The sequence below is a fragment of the Nostoc sp. LEGE 12447 genome (assembly GCF_015206985.1).
In the GTDB taxonomy this organism is placed as follows: Bacteria; Cyanobacteriota; Cyanobacteriia; order Cyanobacteriales; family Nostocaceae; genus Nostoc.
Map to the genome: position 1 here is coordinate 186,997 of NZ_JADEXT010000004.1, position 12,181 is coordinate 199,177.

Sequence of the window (12,181 nt, forward strand, 5' to 3'; positions counted from 1 at the left end):
GTAAATTAAGACAAAGGTAAGATAATATCTATTAGTTTGATGGCAATAAAAGGAGCAATGATGCCACCAACGCCATAGATGAAGATGTTGCGACGTAGCAGTTGATCTGCTGTTAAAGGTAAAAACTTTACCCCTTTGAGTGCTAGCGGAATTAGTGCCGGAATAATCAAGGCATTGTAAATCAGCGCCGAGACGATCGCAGATTGGGCACTCTTTAATCCCATAATATTCAGTGCGCCGATTCCAGCCGCCGCAAAAATAGTCGGAATGATTGCAAAATACTTGGCAATATCGTTGGCGATGGAAAATGTTGTCAAGGCTCCACGAGTAATTAGCAACTGTTTACCTATGGTTACTAAGTCAATTAACTTTGTGGGGTCAGAGTCTAAATCCACCATGTTAGCAGCTTCTTTGGCAGCTTGCGTCCCAGAGTTCATTGCCACACCCACATTTGCTTGCGCCAAAGCAGGGGCATCATTAGTACCATCACCAGTCATCGCCACCAGTTTACCCTGAGATTGTTCGGAGCGAATCACCTCAATTTTGTCTTCTGGAGTCGCTTCGGCAATAAAATCATCCACCCCAGCTTCTTTAGCAATTACCGAAGCGGTAATTCGATTGTCACCAGTGAGCATGATCGTCTTAACACCCATCCGGCGGAGTTGGTCAAATCTTTCCCGCAAACCAGGTTTGACAATATCTTTGAGGTAGATCACACCATAAATTTTGTCATCTTGGCAAACAGCTAAAGGTGTACCGCCTAACCGAGAAACTCGCTCATAAGCTGCGTCTATATCATCAGGAACGTAACCGCCACGAGAACGGACAAATCCCTTAATGGCATCCACCGCTCCTTTGCGAATCTGTTTACCATCAGGCAGATTTGTGCCACTCATCCGGGTTTTGGCGGTAAATTCCACACCTTCGGCTTTGTCGATGTTGAAGTCTACCGCAGCCTGGGACTTCTCTGCCAAGATCACAATTGACTTGCCCTCTGGCGTATCGTCAAACAAGCTAGCAGCTAGAGAGACTCGCGCCACATCTTCTAGTGAGTGATTATCCAGAGGAATAAACTCATCAGCCATCCGGTTCCCCAAGGTGATTGTACCCGTCTTATCCAGCACCAAGGTGTTGATGTCGCCGCAGGCTTCTACTGCTCGACCAGAGGTAGCAATGACATTGAATTGGGCAACCCTGTCCATCCCTGCAATACCGATCGCACTGAGCAAACCACCGATAGTTGTGGGAATCAAAGCTACCAGTAGCGAGATGAGAATCGCAACGCTAGCACCCGCCCGCAAACTGTTTCCGGCCTCAGCACCAAAGGCAGTGGTGATAAAGGTGGCGATATAGCCCACGTAGGGGGGAATGGTTGACACTACAATCAAGAACACTTGCGTTAGCACTGCCAACAATACTGTCAAAGCAATCTCGTTGGGAGTCTTGGTGCGTTGTGCGCCTTCTACCAGGGCAATCATGCGATCGATAAAGCCTTGACCAGGATCGGCACTAACGCGAATTATCAATTCGTCTGAGAGTAGGCGTGTACCTCCTGTCACCGAACTGGCAATATCTGTACCTGGTTGCTTCAATACCGGGGCCGATTCCCCAGTAATTGCAGACTCATCTACTGAGCCAATGCCTTTAATCACATCCCCGTCGGCGGGAATCATATTGTTTGCAATCACTTTGACCAAATCGCCCCGCCGCAGTTCTGTAGAATTGACTTGTTGTATCGAACCATCAGGGAGGATTTTGTTAGCGATCGTATCCGATCGCGTCGATCGCAGTGAATCAGCCTGTGCTTTACCACGTCCTTCAGCTACAGCTTCGGCAAAGTTGGCAAAAACCAGGGTGAAAAAGAGAATGAAGGTAATCAACCCATTTAACAGACGTTGTTGGTTGATATCTGCCTGAACTGTGCCAAACAGATTTGGGTTAAGGGTAACAAGAAAGGTGACAATTGTCCCCACCCAAACAACAAACATAACTGGGTTTCTGACAGTAATTCGCGGATCGAGTTTGACAAATGACTCACGAATTGCTCTTTGGTAAAGTCCCCGCATATCTGTTTTGGGGGTGTGCTTACGCGAATCACGAGTTCCAGATGGAATACGAGGCGAAGGAGAATCAGTAGTAATTGGCATATATTAAATTTTGGGAATGGGGGATTGGGCATTATTGGGCATTGGGAATGAGGCGTTGTACCTCATCTCCCCACTCCCTAGCCGATGCCTTTAGCGATAAAAAAGGCTTCAGCGATCGGGCCTAATGCCAGCACTGGGAAGAATGTGAGTGCGCCCAGGATTAAAATTACGCCTGTGGTAACGCCTGTAAATAGTCCAGTATCGGTTCGTAATGTACCAGTGGTATAAGGAACAGCTTGCTTGCGAGACATACTATCTGCTAAGAACAGCAAACCTAAAATTGGTATATAACGTCCAACTAGTAAACTGAAGCAGGTACTTAAGTTCCACCACAAAGCGGTTAAAGTTGTTGTTGTACCTGTAGATATTGCAAAAGGAGACGGTTGTGAATCGCCTAAACCTTCAAAGCCAGAACCGTTGTTCGCAGCAGCTGAGGCATATTCGTAGATAACTTGAGCAAAGCCGTGAAAGCCCGGATTACTAATTCCTGATAGTTGATCGGGAAATGCCAAGGCGATTCCTGCGGGAATCAAAATGGCGATCGGGTGAACTAGCAAAATCAAGAAGCTAGCAAGTACAACTTCACGCTTTTCAATCTTGCGTCCGAGAAATTCTGGTGTGCGCCCCACCATCAGCCCTGTAGCAAACACAGTCAGTATCAGGTAAGCAAACAAATAAGCGGTTCCAGTACCCTGTCCACCCCAGATAATTTGCAGGAACATATTAGAAAGCGTAATAAAACCACCGTTGGGCATGAAAGAGTCGTGTAAACTATTGACTGCGCCGCACATGGTGCCGGTTGTACTTACCGCAAATAGTGCAGATTGTGCCCAACCAAACCGGACTTCTTTACCCTCTAGATTTGGTTGCTGACTACCCAGCAGTGCATTCACAGCCGGATTGCCGTTGTATTCACCAATGGTAGTAACGATAATAAATATTACATAAAGGATGCCCACCATTCCGTAGACTAACCAGGCTTGCTTAGTGTTATTCGCAAACAACCCATAAGTGTAGATTAGGGAAGTAGGAATCGAAAGCATGGCCACAATTTGAATTAAGTTAGTAAATCCGCTAGGATTTTCAAAGGGGTGTGCCGAGTTGATGGCAAAAAAGCCGCCGCCGTTTTCCCCTAATTGCTTGATAATTTCAAAGTGGGCAACGGGGCCACGAGCGATCGCTTGACTAATATTCGGATCTTCCAAGGTAGGGAATACAACTGCACCCGCCAGAGTTTCGGGAACACCAGCAGCTATCAACACAATCCCACCCACAATACAAATAGGCAACAAAATTCGGGTAATCGAGCGAATTAGGTCTACATAAAAGTTGCCTAACGATCTACCCGTCAATCCCCGAATAAAAGCAATTCCTACTGCCAAACCAGTACCAGCAGAGGTGAACATGTGATAGCCCAGTCCCCACATTTGGCTGGCATAGCTCATGTAGGTTTCACCAGAATAATGTTGCTGGTTGGTATTAGTAATAAAGGAAATGGTAGTATGCAGCGCTGTATCCCAAGTTGGGGCATTTATCCCCGTGGGATTGAGGGGCAACCATCCTTGACTCATGATGATAAAGAAAAGTAGCAATCCCATGACTACGTTGCTGTAAATGATTGCTCGCCCATACTGCCAACCCGTCATATTTTCTTTGACTTTAACACCAACTAAAGCATAAAGCACTCGCTCAACCGGATTCAAAACTGGGTCGAGAAAAGTACTCTGCTCTAGGTATACACGAGCCATATAGCGCCCAAAAAATGGAGTAATCGCTACTATAATTAACAGCGTTAATGCAATTTGAATCCATCCTTCTAGCATTGGATTATTTCAACTCCGACATGAATAAAATTCAGAGAAATATCAGATATTTTCGGGAAATGAATCAGAAAAAATAATGAATTATATTGACATTGTTATTAGCTAACCTATAGCTATGTCTTTTCTCAATCAATCATCAAGCTTTTTGTTAGATAATACAAGGTATAAATTAATATTTAAACTAGCCTATACAAAAAATATATTTGTCTATATAGACAAGTATTCAGAGTGTTTATATCGATATATATCTGCAAATATAGAAATACAGTTAAATGCTAAACAGTCATAAATCATCCGTAAAAAGTTAAATCCCCAACTTCTTTAAGAAGTCAGGGATTTAGACACTGGAAATTTTCACAAATCAGATAGTATTACTAGGGAATGAGGAGTTTAATTCATAACTCATAACTGATTCTGGCGACAAATTCCAAATGCGGAAGTGTAGGCGTGTAAGAAGGTTCTGCCACCAACAGGGCCGATTTCACCACCACAGAAAAAGCCACCTACAGGAATATCGCTGAGGTAGCGGCGAAATAGTTCAGAATCGAAATTGGGTTTACCATAGAGTCCTTCGCCTCGTCCCAGACAGGCAAACATTAAGGCAGCGACGGCAGAGGGTTCAGATTCTCGTTGGGTTTGATAACTTTGGAGGAGTAATTCTAAGTCTTCAGCAGAGGCTTGGGCATCGCGTAGGTGGAATTGTAGCCTTTGACCAGGACGAACACGATCGCCAATTGCGATCGCTCCAGCTGTTGGATCGACCCCAAGAATACCACGAATTAAAAAGTCTCCCTGCTGCAAAGCCAGCTTAAACTCGTCCATCGCCACACCAACAAACAGAGAGTGCTGTGCTAAAGTTCGTTCGTGTTCGCTCAGACTAGCAATCAAATCTCGCAACACCACTAGCGGCACTTGCTCATCTAACTCTAAGATGATATTGCGATCGGCTTTTGTAACTTGCAACGGTTTGCCAATCGGTCGGCATCCTTGGGCTACAATCGTTTCCAAAACAATATTGCCAGTCAAAGCTATCCCAACAGTGCCCTCACGATAAAGGCTTTGACATTCCTCGCCGTCACTCTCATTACAAAATAGGGCAACACGACCACCCATACCCCCACCACTAGCTTGTCCTCCCACGATCACCGATCCTGGATAAGCAAAATCCAACCCTTGCAACAAATCGTTGATTCCAGAAGCGAAAGAACTAGACAGCAAAATGAACTGGGGTGTCGGTGATGCTGGCACACCAATTAAATCAACCCAAGCATCTGGAGAACTATCTAAATCAGGTAATTCTTCAGCAACAACATGAAAAACTTGAACTTTTACCCCTGGAAGATGTGCTAAAGTCAAGCTAATAGCTGGTTCCGCTTCGAGTTCTTGGGTTTCTCCGTCAACTGTCGTCCCAATCACACCTCCACCGCTACAGCCAATTAGCACTGGTACAGAAAGTTTCTCAGCTAACAAGGGTAACAATCGGGAATACTCACTTGTAAAAGCAGACGAAATGAATACCAGTCCTAGATCCGCAGGTGCTGTTAACGATGAGACAGCTCGTTCCACCACATCTGTAACGGCGGCTTCTAAAGAATGACGGGTTGATAGGGCATTTGCCCACTGCATTTGGTCTGCCATGAGTTTTGAGCTTCTTTCTCTTTTTGTGCTAGTAGATTTTGATTTATTTTTATTTTGGGAAAAATTGCATCCTACAAGAATTAGTGCCAGCCTTTTGTCTCCTCCATCCAAGAAGCTGGGGTTGTCATTCCCGAATAGATGCATCTAAATATATTGTATGATTGTTTATCTATGGTACTAATCCCACAAAATCTTAAAACATAAAGATGAATGCATTATAGATGCGGCAGTTTACTATATTGGTTATAAATCAATAGGCTAAAGTACTAACTTATGAACTGAATAGTTAGAATGGTTAGTAATCAAGCTAAAATCTGCCATTTCTGAAGTTTTTCTATACTAGTATTAACAACACACAACGAGACTAAAGCAATGACCAACATCCAAGAAACAGCAACAAGCGACATCCAAGAGAAAATCCAAGAAGAAGTAGAACAAGCGCGTACTGTCTGTGACATTAACGGTAGCGGTTCACCAGAATGTGCTGCTGCTTGGGATGCAGTAGAAGAATTACAAGCCGAAGCTTCCCACAAGCGCCAAAGCAAGCCCAAAAATTCTCTAGAACAGTATTGTGATGACAACCCAGATGCAATTGAATGCCGGGTTTATGACGACTAGAAATTTAAACAAGTGAATTTTTTGTTCGTTTGTCAGCAAGCAACCAAGATTTACTTACTGAGATTTCGCACTTTTACGCTACTTCCGGCTAAAACCGTACTCTCCCGTTTTCATTATTTTCTCCAATGGGCAAAAAATTGGTGAAATATCTGGAGTTACGGATGTATAAGGGTTAAGCTTTGAGAATTTTTATCTTAAAAGGAAACCTTTACACCCAAAAAAATTGGGGTTTTGTCTGCGAGTATCAAGTATATAGCTGCTGGGTGGGCTTTTAACAGGCTCCCTGACGCTACTACAGGTAAGTGTAAATCTAAGTTGAGGATCTTTAAGTTGCTTGTTTTTTTGCCAAATTGAGAGATTTAGGAAAGTAAATTAAACAACTTAGCATTTAAAAATTTTTCCAAAAATCTTTGCAAGGCATAAATTGGTTGTAGGGGCGTACATCTGTATGCCCCTACAAACGTGTTTATAGTAGAAACTGCGTGAAATGGTATAAGTTGGGTAGCCACTTGCTTCCACCAAGAAGTTAGAGCGCAATCTTGAGGCTAGATTTTGTGCTTTGATTAAACTGTTTGTAATATAGATAGACTACTAGCTAGCTAATAGCTTACAAGTTTGTCAGTTATGGATACTTGCTCTTAGTTTAAATTGTTTTATTTATCGTTTGAGAAAAACTATGGACTATAACGTTTGGTTTCGCCCTTTCATCTGGATTGATTACCGACTGGCAGTATTATTTCTGGTAATTATTCCATTAATTCTTTTAATTTGGGCATTTGTGCAAAAAGCAGAAAGTATACAACGCTTATTGACTATATATTGGAAAGTATCAAGCTTGGTGGCAATCACGATTTACTTAATGATTGCCCAGTATCCAGTTAGCTTTATCTCTGGATTGATGGCTCAGATTTTAATCCCAATTTCACTGTGGTTCTGGGTAGATATCAATGATGAAATTGAATATCAAACCAGTGGAGTTTTGAAATTTATTTTTACCTCTTGGCGCTGGGCTACAACTGTTTATTGTATTTTAGGTACACTAGCGTTGATCCCATTTTTGGGTTGTGCTTTTTCTGCCAGTGTGATGAAGACTGCTTATTGTCGCGTCTGGTTTGAGATTCCGTTATTATTCAAAGAATATTTTCATGCTAATAGCAAAGCTGAGTTTTTAGGTTTTCTTGGGATAACTAGTTTAGTAATTTATGTGGTTTACTTAAGCTATTTTGTTCTGATTAAGCTTGGCAAGCAGGGACGTTCAGCCACACCACAGTAAATGTTGCTACGTCACATACCCCTAATGTAAAAAAATGAATTCCATTGGTAAGCGGCTAGAACAATACACCGCTAAACGCCCCAAAGAAGTCTTGATTGTAACAGTGGAAATTGCCGATGAGGAAGATACAATTGCGATTTTCAAAGGCTTTTCCAGTTCTTTGATGCGCCCCACAGCATTTGATGCAGATGTACCAGTTTTGCCAGATGGGGCAAACATCCTCAATATTGATCGAGTAGCCAGTCCTTATAATCCTGAAGCACCCCGTTATATTCAACAAGGAATTTCTTGGGAAGCTATGGAAGCTCTTTTATCAGAAGTGGGAGTCTAACTGACTATAGACGACTGACTGTGATAGAGCGATCGCCCAGTTTGATAAAATGGTTGACAGCCTAAAATAGAAAAATTAGAGGCGTGAACACGAGGCTATTTCTATGACAGTTCACCAACCCCGCTACAGCAAAGAAGAATTCGCTCGACGTGGCGATGAGATTTATGAATCTCAGGTGCGTTCACAGGTTGAAGCAGATAATCATGGCAAGATTGTGGCGATCGACATCGAAACCGGAGCTTTTGAAGTCGATGCTAGTGAAATCGCCGCCTGCGATCGCCTCGAAGCCCGTAACCCAGACGCTCAAATCTGGATTGTCCGCATTGGTTCTCGCCATGTTCGTCGATTCGGCGGACGCACGAAAAAAGCCGTATGATCGCCGGAATCGTTAACGTGGATTTGGAACCGATTATTTCAATTTCAATCTGTGGTTCAGATGGCAAAATTTACACACAAGATGCGATCGTAGACACAGGCTTTAACGGTTGGCTTTCATTGCCTCCAGATTTGATCGCTCAGTTGAATCTGAGATGGAAGAGGCGAGGGCGAGCCATTCTCGGAGATGGGAGTGAATGCGTTTTCAATGTCTATGAAGCAGTTTTAGTTTGGGATGGAGATATTTTGATAATCCCGGTCGATGAGGCTGATTCAGAACCACTCGTTGGGATGTCCCTGATGGAGGGTTATCAGCTAATGGTGCAAGTATTTGAAAACGGTCGCGTCGAACTCAGCAAAGTAAACACGGTCTAACAAGCCTGTTGCACGCTGACCGTATTGAGTCTCTTTGTTGAGTTCGGGAGGTGAGCGGGAATGCTACCCTCAAGGAAGTAAGCTACATTTGTGGTCTAAATTGCTATCTAAAACTGTCTTTATTTTTGAAGAATTATTTTAACTTTTGAAATTTAAAAAATGTCCCGTTCTGGATACACACTTCCCGTCTTTGCGTGCGCTGCTGCTATTGCAGCTTTACACTGGTTACACGATCGCAAACCCCTAACTTTAGCGTCTGTAGATTTGATTGAACCAGCTCAAATCGCCGAAATCCCAATTGAACAGGTAGCAGGATTATCTGAAAACACGGCTTTAGCAATAACTCGCAGCGATCCTGGTGATAATCTTGACCTGACTAAAGATACACCGATTTGGGCATTGGTGGAATGGCGAGAAGAGGGGGAAACTGTAATTATAAAAGGTGGGGAAGGGATTGGCAGACAGATGAATGCTGATGACAAACCTGCTATTTATGCTTATGCTCAAAGGCTTTTAAAAGAAAACTTGCAACGGATGCTAGCACCGGGGGAAAAAATCACGGTGACGATTATTCTACCTGAAGGGCGATCGCTAGCTGTTCGGACTTCAAATTCTGCTTTTGGTGTGGTTGAAGGACTTTCGCTTTTAGGCACAACCGGCATTTCTCAACCTTTGAGTACACCAGATCAGCTTGCAGTCTTTCGAGCGGAATTACAAAATAAAGCTAGTCGTTTTGAGAGTTTAGTTTTCTGTATCGGCGAGAATGGACTAGATTTAGCGCGTAAACTAGGGATTAATCCCGAACAATTGGTCAAAACTGCTAACTGGCTCGGCCCAATGTTAGTAGAAGCTGATGTACTAGGCGTGAAAGAAATCTTATTATTTGGCTATCACGGTAAGCTGATGAAACTGGCTGGAGGGATTTTTCACACCCATCACTACTTGGCTGATGGACGGCGAGAAATTTTGGCAGCGCACTGTGCGATCGCAGGTTTAAAATCACCAGATATCCAAGCTATATTTAATAGTCCTACCGCCGAAGCAGCACTAATATATCTAAAATCGCTAGATGCTGCAACTGGTAGTGATTGGGTAAATCAAGTTTACAGTGCGATCGCCGAAACTATCGATGTTCGTTCCCAAGAATACATTCAAAGCCATAGTGAAAGGGGCACAGAGGTTACAGTCTGTGGCTCAATTCTCTTTGATCGCGATCGCAAAATTATCGTGAAGAGTAAAACTGCTGGTCTGTTAATGGGAAAATTATGTTAATTTATTATGAATAATCGTAAACAATCCAAATAAATAATTTTTTAAGTAACCACTCTAGGGTAAGTTTATCGTTTTCATATCATCTCTAGCTCCGGGACTAGACAAACGCACATAACCTCGCGTTTGTCTAGGGATTCTATACCATTATCAGCCTAAGCAGGCTGAATAATAGCATCACCATAGACCATAAAGCATCTATCCTTAACAGACATAACACTTCCATCATGAATACAGTGGTGACTCTACCGACAGAACAAGCGCCCCAAACATTGGAAAATGTTGGGCGACTTGATCGCCAATTAATTATAATTCTGGACTTCGGCTCTCAATATTCTGAATTGATTGCCCGTCGCATCCGCGAGACTCAAGTATACTCTGAAGTTTTATCCTATCGCACTACTTCTGAACAATTGCGCCAACTCAATCCCAAGGGAATTATCCTCTCTGGTGGACCGAGTTCGGTTTATGGTGACAACGCTCCTCATTGCGATCCTGAAATCTGGAATTTAGGAATACCCGTCTTGGGTGTTTGCTATGGGATGCAGCTAATGGTAAACCAACTCGGTGGCGAAGTTGCAAAGGCTGACCGAGGTGAGTACGGCAAAGCCTCATTATATATTGATGATCCCACAGATTTGCTCACTAATGTTGAAGATGGTACCACGATGTGGATGAGTCACGGAGACTCAGTTACCCAAATGCCATCAGGGTTTGAATTGCTGGCACATACAGAAAATACCCCCTGTGCTGCGATCGCTGACCACGAAAGAAAACTTTACGGCGTTCAATTCCATCCAGAGGTGGTGCATTCTATTGGTGGCATAGCATTAATTCGTAATTTTGTCTACCATATCTGCGATTGCGAACCCACTTGGACAACTGCGGCTTTTGTTGAAGAGGCAATTCGGGAAATTCGCACCAGAGTTGGCGAGAAGCGAGTACTTTTGGCACTATCTGGGGGAGTTGATTCTTCTACCCTGGCGTTCTTACTGTATAAAGCCATTGGCGAGCAACTAACTTGTGTATTTATCGATCAAGGCTTTATGCGAAAGTATGAGCCAGAGCGATTGGTAAAGCTGTTCCAAGAGCAGTTTCACATTCCTGTAGAGTATGTGAATGCCCGCGATCGCTTTTTAGCTAAGGTTGCTGGTGTTACAGATCCTGAAGAAAAACGCCGCCGCATCGGACACGAATTTATCAATGTATTTGAGGAAACCTCCAAGCGCCTTGGTCATTTTGACTATCTAGCTCAAGGGACTCTTTATCCAGATGTCATCGAATCTGCTGACACCAATGTTGATCCCCAAACTGGTGAGCGGGTAGCGGTGAAAATTAAAAGCCATCACAATGTTGGCGGTTTACCCAAAGATTTAAGATTTAAATTAGTGGAACCACTGCGGAAACTATTTAAAGATGAAGTCCGCAAAGTTGGGCGTTCCATTGGTTTACCAGAAGAAATTGTCCAACGACAACCTTTTCCTGGACCTGGTTTGGCAATTCGCATTTTGGGAGAAGTTACATCTGAGCGGTTAAATATTTTGCGCGATGCTGATTTGATTGTGCGGCAAGAAATTAACCAACGCGGTATGTATCATGATTTCTGGCAAGCATTTGCTGTATTGCTGCCAATCCGTAGTGTTGGCGTTATGGGCGATCAACGTACTTATGCTTATCCCATCGTCTTGCGAATTGTTACCAGTGAAGATGGCATGACTGCTGATTGGGCGAGAGTGCCTTACGATGTCCTGGAAGTGATTTCTACGCGGATTGTGAATGAAGTAAAAGGGGTGAATCGTGTGGTTTATGACATCACCTCTAAGCCGCCTGGAACCATTGAGTGGGAGTAATTAAGTTTTGAGTTGAGTTAACTAAAAGGCTCATCACTCTTTCCGATTCTTCATGTTCTTTGCAGTAATTTAGATTCACATATTTTAAATGGCAATGCCGAGCTAACTCGTTTTGAGTTTTGGCATTGTCTATTTTTTTGGCTATAGCTTTGGTAAGCTACTCTACATTTAACTTAAATAGTTATGGCGGACAAGATGGCCCCCTATAAGAGCTTGATTTAATTTATACAATTTAGATGTTAAAAATGCCATGCTTGCTAAATTGAAAAGTCCCAGCAAAATCGCAAGTTTTTTGTAATAAAATAGGCAGCGATTATCCAAATAATTTTGTAAAACAATTATTTGTGAAAATGAATTTAAACACAAATATAATTTTATCCAGTCAAGAATTATAAATTCCAGCGAATAATTAACCATCAATTAGATGGTGGCTAGAAAAATTGAATTATTGTCTAGGAAAATAGGCGCGATCGCAGTAAAAT

Annotated in this window: 10 protein-coding genes; 7 read left to right on the forward strand and 3 right to left on the reverse strand. The window is 42.9% G+C overall.

Annotation, left to right across the window (positions count from 1 at the left end; all coding sequences use genetic code 11):
• Window positions 1-5: 5 nt before the first annotated feature.
• The 3 genes from kdpB to IQ274_RS07520 all read right to left on the reverse strand — a co-directional run bounded on the left by kdpB (window position 6) and on the right by IQ274_RS07520 (window position 5,608).
• Window positions 6-2,147, reverse strand: a complete 2,142-nt coding sequence (gene kdpB / locus IQ274_RS07510; RefSeq protein WP_194141857.1) for a potassium-transporting ATPase subunit KdpB — start codon at window positions 2,145-2,147, stop codon at window positions 6-8.
• A gap of 77 nt (window positions 2,148-2,224) precedes the next feature.
• The gene (kdpA, locus tag IQ274_RS07515; RefSeq protein ID WP_194141858.1) at window positions 2,225-3,970 is read right to left on the reverse strand and encodes a potassium-transporting ATPase subunit KdpA; all 1,746 of its coding nucleotides are present in this window, start codon (window positions 3,968-3,970) and stop codon (window positions 2,225-2,227) included.
• 402 nt (window positions 3,971-4,372) lie between these two features.
• Window positions 4,373-5,608 carry an FIST signal transduction protein gene (locus IQ274_RS07520; RefSeq protein WP_194141859.1) on the reverse strand — a complete coding sequence of 412 codons (1,236 nt, stop codon included), beginning with the start codon at window positions 5,606-5,608 and terminating at the stop codon, window positions 4,373-4,375.
• Between the two features lie 372 nt (window positions 5,609-5,980).
• On the opposite strand from IQ274_RS07520, the gene IQ274_RS07525 reads away from it, so the two are divergent.
• The 7 genes from IQ274_RS07525 to guaA all read left to right on the forward strand — a co-directional run bounded on the left by IQ274_RS07525 (window position 5,981) and on the right by guaA (window position 11,699).
• The gene (locus IQ274_RS07525; RefSeq protein ID WP_012407493.1) at window positions 5,981-6,226 is read left to right on the forward strand and encodes a Calvin cycle protein CP12; all 246 of its coding nucleotides are present in this window, start codon (window positions 5,981-5,983) and stop codon (window positions 6,224-6,226) included.
• Between the two features lie 676 nt (window positions 6,227-6,902).
• A complete protein-coding gene (locus IQ274_RS07530; RefSeq protein ID WP_114082059.1) occupies window positions 6,903-7,499 on the forward strand; it encodes a DUF3177 family protein in 597 nt (198 codons plus the stop codon).
• A gap of 34 nt (window positions 7,500-7,533) precedes the next feature.
• Window positions 7,534-7,830 (forward strand): hypothetical protein, encoded by a 297-nt coding sequence (locus tag IQ274_RS07535; RefSeq protein ID WP_194141860.1) that lies wholly within the window; start codon window positions 7,534-7,536, stop codon window positions 7,828-7,830.
• Window positions 7,831-7,933: 103 nt separating this feature from the next.
• On the forward strand, window positions 7,934-8,206 hold the full coding sequence (locus tag IQ274_RS07540; RefSeq protein ID WP_194141861.1) for a hypothetical protein: 273 nt from the start codon (window positions 7,934-7,936) through the stop codon (window positions 8,204-8,206).
• On the forward strand, window positions 8,203-8,580 hold the full coding sequence (locus IQ274_RS07545) for a clan AA aspartic protease (RefSeq protein ID WP_194141862.1): 378 nt from the start codon (window positions 8,203-8,205) through the stop codon (window positions 8,578-8,580). The genes IQ274_RS07540 and IQ274_RS07545 overlap by 4 nt, the downstream gene beginning before the upstream one ends.
• A gap of 159 nt (window positions 8,581-8,739) precedes the next feature.
• Entirely contained in the window at window positions 8,740-9,852 is a 1,113-nt protein-coding gene (cbiD, locus tag IQ274_RS07550) for a cobalt-precorrin-5B (C(1))-methyltransferase CbiD (protein ID WP_194141863.1), read from the forward strand.
• 224 nt (window positions 9,853-10,076) lie between these two features.
• Window positions 10,077-11,699, forward strand: coding sequence for a glutamine-hydrolyzing GMP synthase (gene guaA / locus IQ274_RS07555; RefSeq protein WP_194141864.1), 1,623 nt, complete (start codon window positions 10,077-10,079; stop codon window positions 11,697-11,699).
• Window positions 11,700-12,181: the final 482 nt, after the last annotated feature.

Bases quoted from the DNA above. Each gene is read 5' to 3' on its own strand.
- IQ274_RS07535 (WP_194141860.1), top strand. From the start codon at position 7,534: ATGAATTCCATTGGTAAGCGGCTAGAACAATACACCGCTAAACGCCCC.
- IQ274_RS07520 (WP_194141859.1), bottom strand. From the start codon at position 5,608: ATGGCAGACCAAATGCAGTGGGCAAATGCCCTATCAACCCGTCATTCT.
- cbiD (WP_194141863.1), top strand. From the start codon at position 8,740: ATGTCCCGTTCTGGATACACACTTCCCGTCTTTGCGTGCGCTGCTGCT.
- kdpA (WP_194141858.1), bottom strand. From the start codon at position 3,970: ATGCTAGAAGGATGGATTCAAATTGCATTAACGCTGTTAATTATAGTA.
- IQ274_RS07525 (WP_012407493.1), top strand. From the start codon at position 5,981: ATGACCAACATCCAAGAAACAGCAACAAGCGACATCCAAGAGAAAATC.
- kdpB (WP_194141857.1), bottom strand. From the start codon at position 2,147: ATGCCAATTACTACTGATTCTCCTTCGCCTCGTATTCCATCTGGAACT.
- IQ274_RS07530 (WP_114082059.1), top strand. From the start codon at position 6,903: ATGGACTATAACGTTTGGTTTCGCCCTTTCATCTGGATTGATTACCGA.
- IQ274_RS07545 (WP_194141862.1), top strand. From the start codon at position 8,203: ATGATCGCCGGAATCGTTAACGTGGATTTGGAACCGATTATTTCAATT.
- guaA (WP_194141864.1), top strand. From the start codon at position 10,077: ATGAATACAGTGGTGACTCTACCGACAGAACAAGCGCCCCAAACATTG.
- IQ274_RS07540 (WP_194141861.1), top strand. From the start codon at position 7,934: ATGACAGTTCACCAACCCCGCTACAGCAAAGAAGAATTCGCTCGACGT.